The 15,055-nt window shown below is 44.5% G+C and carries 18 protein-coding genes; 7 read left to right on the forward strand and 11 right to left on the reverse strand.

Annotation, left to right across the window (positions count from 1 at the left end):
• Nucleotides 1-284: 284 nt before the first annotated feature.
• Nucleotides 285-1,496: a carbohydrate porin gene (locus tag AB4375_RS02365; protein ID WP_017039122.1), complete on the forward strand. Its 1,212-nt coding sequence runs from the start codon at nucleotides 285-287 to the stop codon at nucleotides 1,494-1,496.
• Between the two features lie 286 nt (nucleotides 1,497-1,782).
• Nucleotides 1,783-1,941: a hypothetical protein gene (locus AB4375_RS02370; RefSeq protein ID WP_372050963.1), complete on the forward strand. Its 159-nt coding sequence runs from the start codon at nucleotides 1,783-1,785 to the stop codon at nucleotides 1,939-1,941.
• Between the two features lie 216 nt (nucleotides 1,942-2,157).
• Here AB4375_RS02370 and AB4375_RS02375 read toward each other — a convergent pair whose 3' ends face one another.
• Nucleotides 2,158-2,715: a DUF1439 domain-containing protein gene (locus AB4375_RS02375; RefSeq protein ID WP_017065247.1), complete on the reverse strand. Its 558-nt coding sequence runs from the start codon at nucleotides 2,713-2,715 to the stop codon at nucleotides 2,158-2,160.
• A 162-nt stretch (nucleotides 2,716-2,877) separates the two neighbouring features.
• Here AB4375_RS02375 and AB4375_RS02380 point away from each other — a divergent pair, with 162 nt between their 5' ends.
• The 4 genes from AB4375_RS02380 to AB4375_RS02395 all read left to right on the forward strand — a co-directional run bounded on the left by AB4375_RS02380 (nucleotide 2,878) and on the right by AB4375_RS02395 (nucleotide 5,923).
• Nucleotides 2,878-3,264, forward strand: coding sequence for a thiol-disulfide oxidoreductase DCC family protein (locus AB4375_RS02380; protein ID WP_017062190.1), 387 nt, complete (start codon nucleotides 2,878-2,880; stop codon nucleotides 3,262-3,264).
• A gap of 221 nt (nucleotides 3,265-3,485) precedes the next feature.
• Nucleotides 3,486-4,829, forward strand: a complete 1,344-nt coding sequence (locus AB4375_RS02385; RefSeq protein WP_372050956.1) for an ABC1 kinase family protein — start codon at nucleotides 3,486-3,488, stop codon at nucleotides 4,827-4,829.
• An 84-nt stretch (nucleotides 4,830-4,913) separates the two neighbouring features.
• Nucleotides 4,914-5,459, forward strand: coding sequence for a glutathione peroxidase (locus tag AB4375_RS02390; RefSeq protein WP_017062212.1), 546 nt, complete (start codon nucleotides 4,914-4,916; stop codon nucleotides 5,457-5,459).
• A complete protein-coding gene (locus AB4375_RS02395) occupies nucleotides 5,456-5,923 on the forward strand; it encodes a DUF3429 domain-containing protein (protein WP_017062213.1) in 468 nt (155 codons plus the stop codon). Before AB4375_RS02390 ends, AB4375_RS02395 begins: the two co-directional genes overlap by 4 nt.
• Nucleotides 5,924-5,997: 74 nt before the next feature.
• On the opposite strand, the gene AB4375_RS02400 is transcribed toward AB4375_RS02395, so the two are convergent.
• The 5 genes from AB4375_RS02400 to AB4375_RS02420 form a co-directional block, all read right to left on the reverse strand.
• Nucleotides 5,998-6,432, reverse strand: a complete 435-nt coding sequence (locus tag AB4375_RS02400) for an N-acetyltransferase (RefSeq protein ID WP_017062214.1) — start codon at nucleotides 6,430-6,432, stop codon at nucleotides 5,998-6,000.
• A 151-nt stretch (nucleotides 6,433-6,583) separates the two neighbouring features.
• A complete protein-coding gene (locus AB4375_RS02405) occupies nucleotides 6,584-7,198 on the reverse strand; it encodes a LysE family translocator (protein WP_017070275.1) in 615 nt (204 codons plus the stop codon).
• A 130-nt stretch (nucleotides 7,199-7,328) separates the two neighbouring features.
• Complete coding sequence (locus tag AB4375_RS02410) at nucleotides 7,329-7,646, reverse strand: hypothetical protein (protein ID WP_017070274.1); 318 nt, start codon at nucleotides 7,644-7,646, stop codon at nucleotides 7,329-7,331.
• Nucleotides 7,647-7,721: 75 nt separating this feature from the next.
• Nucleotides 7,722-9,158 carry a lipopolysaccharide biosynthesis protein gene (locus AB4375_RS02415; protein WP_017067059.1) on the reverse strand — a complete coding sequence of 479 codons (1,437 nt, stop codon included), beginning with the start codon at nucleotides 9,156-9,158 and terminating at the stop codon, nucleotides 7,722-7,724.
• A 16-nt stretch (nucleotides 9,159-9,174) separates the two neighbouring features.
• On the reverse strand, nucleotides 9,175-10,101 hold the full coding sequence (locus tag AB4375_RS02420) for a glycosyltransferase (protein ID WP_017062218.1): 927 nt from the start codon (nucleotides 10,099-10,101) through the stop codon (nucleotides 9,175-9,177).
• Between the two features lie 316 nt (nucleotides 10,102-10,417).
• Here AB4375_RS02420 and AB4375_RS02425 point away from each other — a divergent pair, with 316 nt between their 5' ends.
• Nucleotides 10,418-11,566: a glycosyltransferase family 4 protein gene (locus tag AB4375_RS02425; RefSeq protein ID WP_372050958.1), complete on the forward strand. Its 1,149-nt coding sequence runs from the start codon at nucleotides 10,418-10,420 to the stop codon at nucleotides 11,564-11,566.
• A gap of 185 nt (nucleotides 11,567-11,751) precedes the next feature.
• Here AB4375_RS02425 and AB4375_RS02430 read toward each other — a convergent pair whose 3' ends face one another.
• The 5 genes from AB4375_RS02430 to AB4375_RS02450 all read right to left on the reverse strand — a co-directional run bounded on the left by AB4375_RS02430 (nucleotide 11,752) and on the right by AB4375_RS02450 (nucleotide 15,026).
• A complete protein-coding gene (locus AB4375_RS02430) occupies nucleotides 11,752-12,525 on the reverse strand; it encodes a viroplasmin family protein (RefSeq protein ID WP_372050959.1) in 774 nt (257 codons plus the stop codon).
• Nucleotides 12,526-12,606: 81 nt separating this feature from the next.
• A complete protein-coding gene (locus AB4375_RS02435) occupies nucleotides 12,607-12,912 on the reverse strand; it encodes an NIPSNAP family protein (protein WP_017070270.1) in 306 nt (101 codons plus the stop codon).
• 62 nt (nucleotides 12,913-12,974) lie between these two features.
• Complete coding sequence (locus AB4375_RS02440; protein WP_372050961.1) at nucleotides 12,975-13,304, reverse strand: AzlD domain-containing protein; 330 nt, start codon at nucleotides 13,302-13,304, stop codon at nucleotides 12,975-12,977.
• A gap of 2 nt (nucleotides 13,305-13,306) precedes the next feature.
• Nucleotides 13,307-14,035: an AzlC family ABC transporter permease gene (locus tag AB4375_RS02445; RefSeq protein ID WP_029235402.1), complete on the reverse strand. Its 729-nt coding sequence runs from the start codon at nucleotides 14,033-14,035 to the stop codon at nucleotides 13,307-13,309.
• Between the two features lie 157 nt (nucleotides 14,036-14,192).
• A complete protein-coding gene (locus tag AB4375_RS02450) occupies nucleotides 14,193-15,026 on the reverse strand; it encodes an AraC family transcriptional regulator (protein WP_050634771.1) in 834 nt (277 codons plus the stop codon).
• Nucleotides 15,027-15,055 lie beyond the last annotated feature (29 nt).

Below are 15,055 nucleotides of genomic sequence, written 5' to 3' on the forward strand. Positions count from 1 at the left end.
ATTCCTGAACGTTAAAAACTGGCGACGATGGCACTTTTTTCACCTTCAATCCGGAATACACATATATCGACGGCGATCTTGAAAGCAGCACCTTGAAAACAACACTCCGTCTAGCAACACCTTTATCACAAGATAAATCTCGCTGGGGAGAGCTTAGAGTTGAGAACACTTATGGCGAAGTAACAATCAAGTTCAGTCATCCAATCCTAAAGTAGATACATCATTATTTTTGCACTCAGCGTATTTGATTAACCAAGCTGAGTCGTAATTACTAAGAGGTTAAAATGAAACATCTTTTGAATATGTCAACGATTGCTCTGATATTGGCATCAGGGGCAACAACCGCTGAAGTAATGTCAGTAGAGTCCTCGACTTCGCGTTCACATTACGATTCATGGAATGAAACCAAGCAAAACCTTCAAAAAGAGCATGGCTTACAGTTGGGCATGGATTACAACATGCTGAGTATGGGAGCGATTGATCCTCTTGGGGATGCATCTGCTGCGGCAGGAGCATTAAGAGTCTTTGGTCAATGGGATCTTATAGAGACAGAAGATGGAGACAAAGGCGGAATTGTATTCAAGTTTGAGCATCGACATAAATACACAGAAAACTCCCCGAAAGAATACGGTTTGGCCGATCTCGGTTACTTAGGTTTTGCTCACTCCTTATATGGTGATCAAGGCTTTAGAACCACTCATTTATTTTGGCGTCAATCTCTACTGCAAGAACAGATGGTGGTTTACGCCGGTTTCTTAGACATGACGGATTACACCGATTTTTATGCGTTAGCTAGCCCATGGAATGACTTCAACAGTGGTGTGTTTACTTCCGGAAGTGGAACGATTGGTGGATTGCCTGATGGTGCACTGGGTGTTATGGCCGGCGGTTTTTTCTCAGATAGCATTTATGGCTCGGCCAGTATTCTTGATGCTAAAGGCAACGCTTCTGACTTAGTTGAAGGAGCCAAAGAGCTCTTTGACACAGGGGCCACTTGGAAAAGCTTAGAACTCGGTTGGACACCAAGTAAAGATATGCTGTTCATCAGCAATGCTCATATCAGCCTATGGCAGCGTGACGCAGTTGGAAACGATGATGAAGGTTACGGTATCAACCTGTCTCTATCAGGTTTAGTGGCTGAACGTTGGTTGCCTTTCATTAGGGCTGGATGGGCTCAAGATGGCGGAGCCATGTATGACGCCTCAGTAAGCGCCGGCTTTGGTTACATTCCTGCACAGAGAAACCAAGACATGTTTGGACTGGCAGTTAACTGGGCAAGCCCAATGGAGAGCACAACGCAAGGGTTGGACTTAGACGACCAATATACAACTGAAGCGTATTACCGAGCTCAAATCACACCATGGCTGCAAATTTCTCCAAGTGTGCAAGTTCTGAATCACACCGCGGTTGATCTGACCAATGGCTTCGACAACATCAATTTAATCCAGAATAAAACCGATGTGGTATTTGCCCTAAAAGCAAAATTCGAGTTCTAAATTAAACACACGTACAAATGATATTAAGGAAAATATCGTTATTAACCTTGCAGGAGTGCTAAATAAATTTCGAGTAAAAAATGAAAGTAAAAATATTCTTGGCGATACTCTTAGGTATGGCTTGTAATACTGCGACTGCGGAAGCAGAAAAAACAAGTAACGATCAAGTACAACGAATTATTCTTGTTCGACATGCCGAAAAGCCAGATGACGGCCTTGGTAACCATTGCTCCAACTGCGATCCAATATGGCATGCCCATCAACACACAATATGGTTGGAATGACTTTGAAGTTATTCTTAGATAAATACCGTAATGCAGATCTTTTACTGGCGTGGGAACACATCAGCATTGAAGTGCTTGTTACTTTGATTAAGCATCGCTTTGATAACGTTGACCCAATCCCAGAATGGCCAAATTCTGATTACGACATGTTTTTAAGTTAATCATCGATTGGAGTAAACCGAGTGATCTGACAATCAATGTTCATAAACAAAAGTTTGGAGACATCTCGACTGAATGCCCTAGCACCAAATAAGTTGCTGGTTAATGGCTTTTATCGAACAACAATCAGAAGAGTGAATTAACCTCAGCCCGAGTACACAATAACAAGTTACTCCGTACTCAGGCAAAAACTAGTCAACCTTTAATACAACAAGCCTCTAATCAAACAATTCGATAACCAATTTATTGTCTTTAATCACTAGATTGGGTTCCGATGACTTAATCAACGACTCTTGAACCTTGTTGCTGTCGAGTTTGTAAACCGGAGACTGGGACAAAGCAAAACCTATCATCGATACAGCTGGTTTGAGTAGTGTCTCTATTTCAGGCGAAAGCTGTTTGCCTTTTTCTTCAAAGCGCTCTAGTCGCAGCGACTTTAGATACACCTCGCCACTCTCCTTGTCGTATTCGGGAATCGCGCTGAACTCTAAGTCTAAATCCAACCCCATATTAGGCATATTGAACACTTGAACTTTTGCATTGGTATTCGCCAACACGGACACGCGTTGTGCATCGGCTCGACCAATTTGCACTTCTAGATCATCCACAGCCACTTGTGCGTACATCACACTTTGCACACCAACCTCTTGTTCTAGCATCACTGAGTCTTCAAGGTACTTCGTCATTTCTTGCTCGGTAATGCTGTAGCTAACACAACCACTGAGCATCAGGGCTGTCACAGCTATAATCAAACGGTTCATTAACTTTGTTGTCATTGGAGATAGGCTCTTATTTTTTAAATGCATGGAACGGATGTTACCTCGAGATGATACTGTAAATTGGTTGTCACAATAACAGTGTCGGATAACTGGGCAGAATGATCCACCTAAATGGTGATGTCGTATCAATGAGAATTGACGAAAATAGTAAGGAAAACAATGACTGCATTAACGATATTTTACGATGGAACCTGTCCACTTTGTGCAAAAGAGATGGCAGCACTGACTAAGTCTGATTCCAAAGATCAGATCCAGACCGTCGATATCTACAGTGAAGCGTTTTCAAACTACCCGCAAATAGATGCCGAGGCAGCCAATACAATCTTGCATGCACTGGACGAAAACGGAAAGCTGCTGCTCGGTTTAGACGTGACTTACCAAGCGTGGAAGCTAGTAGGAAAGGGTTGGCTGTATGCCCCGTTACGTTGGGCGATTTTTAAGCCAATGGCAGATTGGTGTTATCTACGGTTTGCCAAAAATCGATATAAGATTTCGTTTTGGCTAACCGGAAAATCACGTTGCAACGGTAACAGCTGCACAAAATAGTGTTGAGTTAAGACATGCCGCTGGCGACTTTGTAGTAAACGATGCCAAATAGGGCTGCGAACACCAATACCGTAACGGCCACTTTCAACCAAATAAATTTCATGCTTTGTCCTTTTAATTCTGTTTACTGTTCCACGCGACAAGTTAGCACAACAAAACATACGGTTGTGTAATGATTGATAGAACTTTGTAGTGAACCCTGATTCCCAGAGAGAACCTTTATGTCGGCAAAAGAGAGAAACCTTCCCACACATCGAATTTCTAGATTCAGTAAGTTCGCTTCGTTGGCGACAAGAGTCGCGGGTAACGTGCTAACGGAAGGCACCAAACAAATTGCACAAGGCAACAGGCCCAAAGCAAAAGACTTACTGTTAACGCCACAAAACATTGCTCGCCTGACCGATCAACTCGCACACCTGCGCGGTGCGGCTATGAAGTTAGGACAGATGCTATCAATGGATGCGGGTGATGTCTTAGAACCAGAGTTAGCCGACATTCTCTCTCGCCTGCGCTCCGATGCCGATCCACTGCCAACAAAACAGCTCAATCAAGTGTTAGAAAGCTCGCTCGGGAACCATTGGAAAACCGAATTCCTGTCCTTCAATTTTAAACCGATCGCCAGTGCATCTATCGGACAAGTTCACCAAGCCTATAGTGATGCTGGGGACAAACTCGCAGTCAAAGTCCAATACCCCGGCATTAGAAAAAGTATCGACAGTGATGTAGATAACGTGGGCACGCTGCTCAATATTGTTGGCTTGATACCAAAGTCGGTCGACTACAAAGGCTTGTTAGAAGAGGCAAAGAAACAGCTCCACGATGAAGCAGACTATGCTCGCGAAGCTGATTACGCAACTCGTTACCATGATGCATTGAAAGAATACTCTCACTTCGTCGTACCTAAGATTCATCCGCAAGTCTCTTCAGAATCGGTGCTCGCCATGGACTTCATCGAAGGCGTCTCGATAGAGCAAATCGAAAGTTACGACCAAAGCACACGTGACTTTGTAATGCACAGCTTACTGGAGCTTATGTTCAGAGAGTTGTTCGATTTTAAGATGGTGCAAACCGATCCCAATTTCGCCAACTACCTTTATGTTGAAAACACCCGACAAATTGGCTTATTAGATTTCGGAGCAACCCGTGAGTACAGTGACCGCTTCAGCGAGGGTTATCGCTTGGCCTTTTCCTCTGTCATTAACAACGATGAGCAAGTGCTCAACCGAGCTTTAGAGCAAATAGGATTCTTTAGCGAGACAATTCTTCCCGAACAACGCCAAGCGATTCTAAATCTAGTGAAGATGGCCTGTGAGCCGATGTTAGTTGACGAAGAGTACGACTTCAAAGCCAGTGGATTGGCACAAAGGCTTCGTGAAGCAGGCACCATTTTGAGCATGGAACAAGAGTATTGGCATACGCCGCCCGCCGATGCGCTGTTCCTGCACCGAAAAATTGGTGGCATGTATCTATTAGCGGCTCGCCTTGGTGCAAAAGTGAATATCAGTCGCTTGGTCGCTCCATATCTTATCTCAGAGAGCAAAAGCACAACTAAAAGCGCGAGTTAATGAGACAGTAAATAATACGCAAAGTGATCATTTCATCGTGCTCAAGAGTAATAACCATTACGCCAACTAAAATGAGCCAACCCTATGAAATGTTCACTACTTTGCTCAACCGCACTGATTACAAGCCTCACGAGTTCCATCGCCTTTGCAGCGAGCTGTCCCGAAATACTTAATGGCAAACAGCGCTTGTTAAACTCAACCGAAGAAATCGCCTTGTGCGATGAGTTTCAAGGCAAAACTCTATTGGTGGTAAATACAGCGAGCCAATGTGGCTTCACTCCGCAGTTTGAGCAACTCGAGCAACTTCATCAAACCTACAAAGACCAAGGCTTCACGGTTATCGGTTTCCCAAGTAATGATTTTCGCCAAGACAAGGGAAGCGAAGAGAAGACGGCAAAGGTTTGTTACCTAGACTATGGCGTGACCTTCCCAATGATGGCGCGAGCTTCACTGTCTGGTAGCAACGCCAACCCCGTGTTTACAGAGATACAACAGCAAGCGGGCGTAACGCCTAAATGGAACTTTTACAAATTCTTGATCAGTAAAGAAGGTAAAGTCGTCGCCACCTTCCCTAGCTCCACATCTCCAGTGAGTGCCACGCTCAAAAACGCGATTGAGCAGCAGTTATGAAGGCGGATTACATGGCAACAACTCAAACCCGTAACACCATGGCCAAACTGGGGTACATGGGGTTAATTCCGTTTTTATTCGGTCTTCTCCTTTCGCTCACCGACAGCCAATTTATGGGGATAAGCGGTGAAACGCTGTTCATCACCTACAGCGTGGCAATTTTGAGTTTTCTTTCAGGGATCTTGTGGGCAAATGGCATCGAAAACTTTGAAAGCCAATCAAGTAACAAAGCACTGCTAATAAGCAACGCGATTGTGCTCATCGCTTGGCTGGCAGTATTGCTTGGCGAACAAAAAGAGCTAGTGACAACTCTGATTCTCATCTTTGGTTATATTGCGGTTTGGCGAGCTGAAAGGACGATGAGAGAAGAGAACCAGAGCCAAGGTCCTGATGGCTACTTTGATATGAGGACTCGGCTGACCTCTAGTGTCGTGTTAATGCACGGTATCGTGATGCTAACCTAGAGCTACGAGATTGTCTTTGAAGTGTGAGCCTTTGATTTAGTTAAGCGCCTTTGTTAAAAACCGTTAGCAACAATCTAGATGATGAGCTTCATCACTAACCTCGGCTCATCATCACCAAAGTAGTTGTCTTCTTGCTTGATGGTAACGAACCCCATCGATGCATAAAGCGCACGAGCCGATGTGTTATTTGGGTCTACAGTGAGCAAAAGCCTAGCATCTCGAGGCAACTGCTCAACCGCCTGTTGCATCAGTTTCCGGCCAACTCCCATGCCACGATAATTCTGGTCTACAGCCAATGAGAGGACCCAAAACTCATTCTGCTTGTCTGTGGTTGTCGTTAAGGCATAGCCAGCAATCTTTGAGTCTTGCTTAGCAACCAATAAACCTTTTCCCCAGCAATCAAAGGCCTGACGAAAGAAAAACAGCGGATAGGCGTGAGCGCCAAACAAAGCATGTTCAAGCTGGTAGATATCAGCCAGTTCTTGTTTTTCCGCACAAACAACATTCATAGATAGACCTCATTTAAACCGAACCTCAAGTTTAAACATGCAAACTCAAAGGTGCTATTAATAATATATCAACAGCCTAAAGGCTTACGAACTACCTTAACGAAGATGCCACTTAACTAACGCCTGAGGAGTAGATTAGGTTACTTATGTTTTACTGTCGAATAACCAACAAATTTGCGCCAGATAACGCAAGAAAAACCGAGCACGCTTTGTTGAAACGTTTTGCCATTTGTGGCTTAGAGAACCAGTTTCTGAGGTATAAGCCAAATGCCGCGTAGATCGATATCGCGAGCATTTCTAACACTAGAAAGGTGCTACCTAAAACAAAGAATTGAGTATTTACGTTCGCTGAAACATCGACAAATTGAGGAAGGAATGCAGTGAAAATGAGTATCGCTTTTGGATTGCCAGCAGCGAGTGCAAATTCTTGTTTAAACAGACCAAACCAATTCTTATTTCGTTCGATATCCACGACCGGACTGGCGTGTGAGCGCCATAGGTTGAACGCGATCCACAACAGATACATCGCGCCAAATAGTTTGATCAGGAAAAACAGCGTTTCAGAAGTATAAAGCACAACCGCTAAGCCAGATGCAGCCAAAGCAATCATGCCAGAAAAAGCGAGGATTCTTCCTAGGCCTGCGACAAAGGCGGCCTGAAATCCGTAACAACGGGCGTTGTTCATTGATAACAAATTGTTTGGGCCCGGAGTCATGTTGAGCGCAAAACAAGCGGGGATGAATAGCATTAACTTCCAGATTTCCATTGGTGCTTCCTAATTGCCAAATGCCGTGATTATAAAATCCTTAAACAAGGTCTTATCGTTTATAACAGCATTTCATATCTTTTGTAACTGCATAAAAAATAAGCACCAAATCTATACAGTAAATTTTCAATCAGTTCTCAAAAAACTGTTCGTACTCGGGTGTCGCTAGATTTTCGGCGACACCAATCTCACCGACGAAATAGATAGCGCTCGCAATTGTATCTATCGTTGGGTTTGATTCTCGCTCTGGGAAGTCGCCAACAGCAGGAACAGATTTTGGCGCAGACACCGAACTACAAACAAGGCTATTACATACCCTGTTTTGATTTTCTAAGGAGATAGCTTCAGGAACGTCAAAGTGCTGAGTGAGTACGTCGTGGTTAGACAATTCAGACGAAGCGTACGATAAGGTTGAGAATAGAGCTGAGAGCACAATCCACTTGTTCATGTATCTTTCCATTGATGGCATTCATTGAATTTATAAATACTATCGAATCTCACACATTATGAACAGTGTTTTATTTTAATTTGCGTGAGACTGCTTACCCAGCATCAACTTGTCGAGCAGAGCTTGCGGGACAACGATCACTGAGTATTTAACAAAGGCCACCAGCGCGATTACACCAACAGCCGATCCAAGAATAAAGTCATGGACATCAACCAACACCAATCCCAGAAGTTGATCACTCGCTATCGCTACTAATGCGATGCTAACTGCGGTTACCCACTTGCTGTGTTCATAAGGTAATTGTTCCATCGCTTGGCTTACAACATACAGAAGCATGAGCCGCACAACATAAGTTGCACAAAGAACCGCGACAACACCCCACACGCCATAAATAGGCGTCACTGTGAAATAACCAATGGCCGCCAAGACCGCACATCCACCTTGAATCCACATTTGAGATTGACTCGAATCGCCACTGAAACAACCAAGGTTAAGATAATCACCTGCATTTTTGATAACGCTAATCGCAAGCAGCGCAACAACAATGGCCCCCGCGTAATGATAACTGCTCGGTAAAATGAGAGAAATAAATCCGGGTACCGTTAGAATCATCAACGAACCTAAAACAATGGCGAGGTTCACTCCGACTAACGCCCTATCGGCACACATCTTACTGCCACCCGGCTGTTGAAGCATCGCCACACGGTTTGGAAACCACCAAAGCGCGTAAGGCTGCAACAACAGACCAAGAATCAACGCGAACTTTCCGCTAACCGCATAAATCGCGAGTTCTTCGACACCGACGAAGCTTGCCATTACCCAGCGGTCGAGCCCCATGATCATATACATTGATGCACCGCCAACCAGAACGGGCAGTCCGAATTTTAAGATCTTCGCCGAGTATTTGAAGCAACCAAAAGATCCCATCTCTTGCCATTGATAACGCACTAAACAAACCATTAGCAACACACTGGATACCGCAGCTGAAATCAACACGCCATCTATACCGTATCCAGCCTCAAGCAAAACAAAAGTCATGATGGCTTGAACACCGGCTTTCAACACATTGAGCATGCAAAAACGTTTCGCCATCGCGTTCATACGCATCAGCGTTAGCGGGATAGAAATCGCCCCATCGAGCATGGTAGGAATAAGCAGAAGCAGTATCTGGTAAGGCTGGAATTCAACTGGCAACATTAAGATTAACAACGGCATACTGAGGGCAATCAAGGCGCCCCCAAGCACGCACACCAGCACGCTCAATGTGAAGCAGTTCGAGACGAGCTTTTGCTTTTCATCACCTTCGGCGACACCCACATAACGATACATGGCATCGACAATACCGAAGCTGAACAATATCGTCCCAATGTCTGCCAGCAAGACAATGGCTTCTAAGGAACCATACTCTGCCAACGTCATATTGTGCGTAATGTACGGGATCATCACCAATGAAATCCCTTTCATCATTAATATACCGATGGCGTAGTAAGCCGACTGCTTTAAAGAACCCATAGTCGTCACCTTTTCCTTACCAAGCTGGCTTTAGGAAACTTTTACAGTCTCCAATTAGGTGTCTCAATGTGCGTTTTTGAGGTGACATGACCAAAGAACGGAAACTGTAGGCAATAGCCTGTCTATTCTGTTGTAAACCTCGATAATAGTCAGCATAACCTTCCAGTATTCTCGCCTTTGCGATTTTGAAGCTAGAAGTGGGTAGATTCCATCGTTGACTGTCATTTTGGTAATGTTGAAGAATAGTCTCTATAGACTGCAAATTTCTCAATTTAAGACTTTCAGTTTGGGTAACAGAGCTCGCTCTCATCAAGTAGCCAACCTGCACCGAGTTCAACACACCGATCTGATGGTTTTCACTCATTCGAAGCCACAGTTCCCAATCTTCCCCATACTTGATGTCAGCATTGAAACTGTCTGTTTGAGAAAACACATCCGCTTTCACCATGACCGTTGATGTTCCAATCACGTTATTTTCTATGATGAACTCCAACGGGTTCTCGATATTGATGAACAGCTCATCTTGATCTTGAAACTGCGACCAGTAACTAAAGCAGTCGACTATTACTTGGTAATCTTCAGTAAGATGCTCGTAGTTAGTAAAGCTCATCGCGAGATCAGGGTAACGTTGATGAAATTCGAGTTGGCGCTCAATTTTTTCAGGAAACCAGAAATCGTCTGCGTCTAAAAAAGCGATGTATTCACCGGTCGCCTTTTCAATCCCTAGGTTTCTCGCTTGAGGCGCACCAACACCCAATGTGGACAACGTAATAATGCGTTCATCGTCTATAGAAGCAAGATACGTCGACGTTCCATCGTTACTGTTATCGTCAATGACAATCAGCTCAACATCTTGATGAGTCTGCTTTAGTACACTACCAATCGCTTTCGGCAGGTAATCCAAACAATTGTAGGTAGGAATAACAACACTTACTTTAGCCATAATGACGCCCTCAGATTTATACGTTATATGGCTGACGTTGCATGTTCTATGCCGAGAGAGTCTTACTACAAAATCACCTCTATATCAGTCACCTACGCGTCCATTCTCAAAATGACGACCAAACACAGATGTTCAAAAAAACTGCAACTCCAATTTGATTATCAATTTGAGAAAACGAGCCACCTCTTAAGGGGTAACCTTCGAAAAGCAATCAGAAAGCCCTCCAAAGCTACGATTCGATCTTGGTTCGTATCTTGCTTTATTGGTTATTACCTTGGCTTGATAGCTTTAGTCATATGGATTTGAGGAGTAAGGAATGAAGAAAGTAGCATTTGTGGCGCCAACCTACCCAGTACTCAGTGAGACCTTCATTCAAACAGAAGTCGACTCTGTGAAAGCGTGTGGGCACGATGTTTGTGTAATGACGTTCAAAATTGAAAACAGCGAAAAACAGTTCGACTACGACATTGTCGAAATAGGTAAAAATGTTCGGATGGGTAAAGTCGCCAGCATTAACTGGATAGGGTTCATCAAGGCTGTCTCATTTATTTCTAAGCAAACCAGTATGCCCAAAAAGTCACTGTTCGCTTATGGTTTTAAATTAGCGCTACAACTTGCGGAAAGCGACGTCGAACACGTTCATGCGCATTTTTGTCAGCACACTACAGCACACGCCATCGTCGCGGCAAAACTGCTGAATATCACCTGCTCGTTCGTTGCTCATGGTCATGATGTTTACGAGTTCGCTTATGACATTGAACATAAAATCTCATCGAGTGATTTTGTGGTTGCAGTGTGTAAAGACATGCTTGCTGACTTCAATACCATGGCGAAAGGAAACATTAAGCTCCTGCATTGCGGAGTTAATACCAAACAGTTCCAACTCAACCCAAAAACCGAAACGAAGCAACTTCGCTTTATTTTCCTTGGCCGATTAGTGGAGCAAAAAGGTATCCACCATCTTATTGATGCATTGGCGCCGATTGCCGAACCTCTCGACATTCATCTCGATATCATCGGTACTGGCGATTTAGAGCAACAATTAAAGTTACAGGTCAAAGAGCACGGGCTCACTCGAAACGTGACCTTTCTTGGAGCGAAACCTCACGAATGGGTAAAAGAAAAACTATCGAACTATGACAGCCTAATCGCGCCCTTCTGTTTTTCCGAAACCGGATGTGTGGATACAGGGCCTCTGGTTTTAAAAGAAGCGATGGCTGTGGGAACACCAGTCATTACCACCAACATCATGGGATGCAAAGAGATCGTCTCACCAGAGACAGGCTTTGTGGTTAGCGAAAAAAACGTGGAAGAATTAAGAGAAGCGATTGAGCGTTTCGCGCAGCTAAGCAGCAACGATAAAGCATCGATGGGTTTAAAGGCACGTGAGAGAGTGAAAGACAGTTTTAATTCGATCAAACAAGCTCAGCAATTATCTCGTTGGATAGAGAACCCTGCTCAATAAGGATGAACTCAGGCAGTAAGCATCGCAAGGGCTGCTGCGTCTCACAAGAACGACTATGCACCATAAAAAAACGGAGCACCACAAAAACAAAAGAGCGCTACATTGATTTGAAATGTAACGCTCAACTTAGCACTGCCCAATGATCGCGACTTATGCTTTCAGTAGCTTTTCATTAAGAAGCCTAACTAGCCTGCTCGCAGTGCCAAAATAGACTCAATATCGTCGATGTCACGATATTGAGCGAGTTGTTGCTCTTTCGATGAAATAGCCACAATCGACATTCTATCGGCCAATTCGTTACCTTCAATACCAACGTGTCCGTTCACATGGTAGATGGTAATTTTTGAAGCCAGCTCTTGGTAGAGCGCATACGCCGGCTTAATAATATCGAGGTTTTTGATCTCGCCGCCCGACTTAGTCCAGCCCTTTTTCTCCCAACCCGTTGCCCACTTAGTAATACAATCTATCGAGTACTTAGAGTCACAATAGATCGCTACAGACAGACCCGCGTTTAGCTTCTCTTTTGCGAGCAAAAACGCCTGTTTAAGGCCATGCAACTCAGCGGTATTATTGGTACCAACAGGTTGATACAAGCCATACCACAATTCTGTTAATTGGTTGTTTCGGTATACCGCTAAACCCGTCCCCGCTTCACCGGGGTTTGGCTCACAAGCACCATCGGTAAAGATCTTGATATCAAAAGGCATATCAGTGATTTGCTGCTCCGAAAGAGGCGGCACCTTAGCTTTCGTCGCCTTACCCGCAGAGTTTGGCTTTGTCGCTGTAGAACCTGACGCAGACGACGTTTTACCACCGAAAGCAGACTCAGCCTCGTCTAGTGTTGGAAACGATTTATATCTCGCACCAGCGAAACCATCGACTTGGGATTTACACTCGTTCCAAGTGGTAAAAATACCCGGTGTGCGACCTTTCCAAACCACATAATATTTCTTAGCCAAACTAACTCCTTACCAAAACCTAAACACACAAACAGTGAATCAGTACATTAGATGCCACCACGCTATACGTTGCAAGGTCTATCACTCTAAAACAGGTCTAAAAAAGCTGCGTTCATAACTCACGATGCAATCAACTTCGTCTGCAAATTCAAACGCTTTAATACACTCAGCATCGTTCAACGATTTAATCCGATACTCTTCATAGGCAGCCAAACTTTCAAAGGTAAACAGCGCCAAGGCAATATTGTTCGCCCCTTCCGACGGTAAGAAATAACCATTGTGTTGGCCCCCGAATTTAGCGACCAGAGGAATCCACATTTTTGCGTATGCCTCAAACTCATTTACCTTTTTAGGATCAATCACATATCGAACATAACAAGTAATCATATTTATACAGCCCTTAAATAATAGGAGAAACACAAAGCCTAAGTTGACATTGAAGTTGAAGCTCACGAGAAAAGGTAATCAACCGCGACAAGGTTATAGAACAAAAACACCGCCATGCTAACGCCGATCGTTAGTAGCACATTGCCTGTTTTCCAAATCAATAAGCCAGTCACCACCGCGCCTATCAAGTATGGGTTTTCAAGGCTTGGCCAAAATGTTTGTTCAGGAGCAAATACAATTGGCCCCCAAATCGCAGTCAGAACCGCTGGGCTTGAATAGCGCAATAGGCGCCTTGCGGTTTGATTGAGTCGAAGCGGGATTGCAGGCTCAAGAAACAGATACCGACTAAAGAAAACAATCGCAGTCATGAGGAATATCATTAACCAAATCATCTCTATTTCCCCTCCACGATTGTCTTGTTACCGTTGTTTCGCTCTTGGAACGATTCACTCAAAAAGCCCGCTAACATACCTGCAATCGCTGCAATCATTAGCCCGCCCTCAATATTGTTAACCGACATGGCAACCGAAGTGACCAATGAAACCACAACACACACAACGACGGGTAGAGTTCGGATTAATGGGAACACCAAAGCGATAAAGGTTGCTGCGACCGCGAAGTCGAGCCCAATCTCATTAAGCGAAGGAATTTGGCTTCCCGCGACAATGCCGACAAAGCTCGCAATATTCCAAACGAGATAAAAACCGCCGCCTACACCCGCAGCATACCAGCGATTAAATTCTTTCTGAGACTGCCCACTACAAATCGCGAACAGCTCATCGGTGAGCCAAAATCCGAGTAATAGACGCCAACGCGCAGGAAGATGGCTGATTTTGTCACGCATCGATACGCTATACAGAAAGTGTCTAGACGTGATGAATAAGGTAGTCAACAACATGGTGCCTAAACCAATACCCGCTTTAAACATACCTGCAGCGACAAGTTGTGCAGAGCCAGCAAATAGAATAGCCGACATCGCTTGCGCTTGAAGCTGATTCAATCCAGCATCTATCGCATATGAGCCAGCTAGAATTCCCCAAGGGATTACCGCAATGCTCAAGGGCATTCCCGCTAAAACGCCCTTCCATAACTGTGTTCGTCTATCCATTGTTTCACTATCCATATAGTTCTTTTCTCTCTTCACATTGGCTATTCAATGTAAGAGGAGTTGAGTCGGTTCGATTGTACAAACTTGCTCGATTTCATGCCCCTCTGTTTGCCACACTTAACCGTACTTAACAGCACTTAACACAAGTTAGCCATGCCTTAGCCACGCAAGTTTAGAGCATTTTGATGTATTGCCCCGGCGTGTATCCATTGGCCTTTTTGAAGTGTCGATGAAAATGGCTTTGATCATGAAAACCACACTCTTGCGCGGTATCAGAAATGGTATGTCCCTGTTTCAATAACTTACGCGAAAGCCTTAACCGAGATTGGATTTGATACGCATGCGGCGGAAGACCAAATTCTTTCTGAAAAGAACGCACTAAGTGAAACGGGCTCAATGCCGCTAGCTTAGATAGCTCCTCTAGGGACACATCGGCTTGTGGAAAATCATCTAAGAACTCTTTCACTAAGACAAGTTGGCGCTGAGTTTTCCCATCGAGTTGAGGGTTAAGCGGCGATTTTCCGTGTCGGCTAATCAGTTTAACCAACATCCCGTACATCAAGGTCTCTCTTAACAAGCGATTGTCAGATTCATCAATCGTGTTAAAGACTAATCTCAATTGATTGGCGAGTTCAGGATCTTCAACAACCGCTCTTGGGAAGTAAGGCGCCCCGTAATTGGGTAGGTTTAGCTCTTGAGTGATCTTGGCAAGTTGATCTGGGAGTGGATACATGGCTCGATACGCCCAACCGCCTTCAGTGGCAGAGTGACCGCTATGAACTTCGTCGGCATTGACCAGAATAATCGCATTTTGTGGCGCAATATGATGTCCGCCCGTTCGATAGAAACGCTGAGCGCCCTGCTCGATGACTCCCAGCGTGTAGCCCTCGTGGCTGTGGCGCGAGAAGTTCTGCTTTTCGTATTCAGCATTAAGAATTTCAAGGCCGCCGAGCTCTTCGGTTATCTTATATTCGGCCTTCTCTTTAGAGCGTTTCTTGTTCTCCATAACAATTCCCAAGCCTGTTGATTATCGAG

This window comes from Vibrio sp. 10N.261.51.C6 (assembly GCF_041471785.1).
GTDB lineage: Bacteria > Pseudomonadota > Gammaproteobacteria > Enterobacterales > Vibrionaceae > Vibrio > Vibrio crassostreae_C.

Coding starts and splice junctions, on each gene's coding strand:
- AB4375_RS02375 (WP_017065247.1), bottom strand. CDS start 2,715: ATGACAACAAAGTTAATGAACCGTTTGATTATAGCTGTGACAGCCCTG.
- AB4375_RS02400 (WP_017062214.1), bottom strand. CDS start 6,432: ATGAATGTTGTTTGTGCGGAAAAACAAGAACTGGCTGATATCTACCAG.
- AB4375_RS02395 (WP_017062213.1), top strand. CDS start 5,456: ATGAAGGCGGATTACATGGCAACAACTCAAACCCGTAACACCATGGCC.
- AB4375_RS02410 (WP_017070274.1), bottom strand. CDS start 7,646: ATGAACAAGTGGATTGTGCTCTCAGCTCTATTCTCAACCTTATCGTAC.
- AB4375_RS02405 (WP_017070275.1), bottom strand. CDS start 7,198: ATGGAAATCTGGAAGTTAATGCTATTCATCCCCGCTTGTTTTGCGCTC.
- AB4375_RS02415 (WP_017067059.1), bottom strand. CDS start 9,158: ATGGGTTCTTTAAAGCAGTCGGCTTACTACGCCATCGGTATATTAATG.
- AB4375_RS02420 (WP_017062218.1), bottom strand. CDS start 10,101: ATGGCTAAAGTAAGTGTTGTTATTCCTACCTACAATTGTTTGGATTAC.
- AB4375_RS02425 (WP_372050958.1), top strand. CDS start 10,418: ATGAAGAAAGTAGCATTTGTGGCGCCAACCTACCCAGTACTCAGTGAG.
- AB4375_RS02450 (WP_050634771.1), bottom strand. CDS start 15,026: ATGGAGAACAAGAAACGCTCTAAAGAGAAGGCCGAATATAAGATAACC.
- AB4375_RS02445 (WP_029235402.1), bottom strand. CDS start 14,035: ATGGATAGTGAAACAATGGATAGACGAACACAGTTATGGAAGGGCGTT.
- AB4375_RS02380 (WP_017062190.1), top strand. CDS start 2,878: ATGACTGCATTAACGATATTTTACGATGGAACCTGTCCACTTTGTGCA.
- AB4375_RS02390 (WP_017062212.1), top strand. CDS start 4,914: ATGAAATGTTCACTACTTTGCTCAACCGCACTGATTACAAGCCTCACG.
- AB4375_RS02440 (WP_372050961.1), bottom strand. CDS start 13,304: ATGATTTGGTTAATGATATTCCTCATGACTGCGATTGTTTTCTTTAGT.
- AB4375_RS02385 (WP_372050956.1), top strand. CDS start 3,486: ATGTCGGCAAAAGAGAGAAACCTTCCCACACATCGAATTTCTAGATTC.
- AB4375_RS02435 (WP_017070270.1), bottom strand. CDS start 12,912: ATGATTACTTGTTATGTTCGATATGTGATTGATCCTAAAAAGGTAAAT.
- AB4375_RS02365 (WP_017039122.1), top strand. CDS start 285: ATGAAACATCTTTTGAATATGTCAACGATTGCTCTGATATTGGCATCA.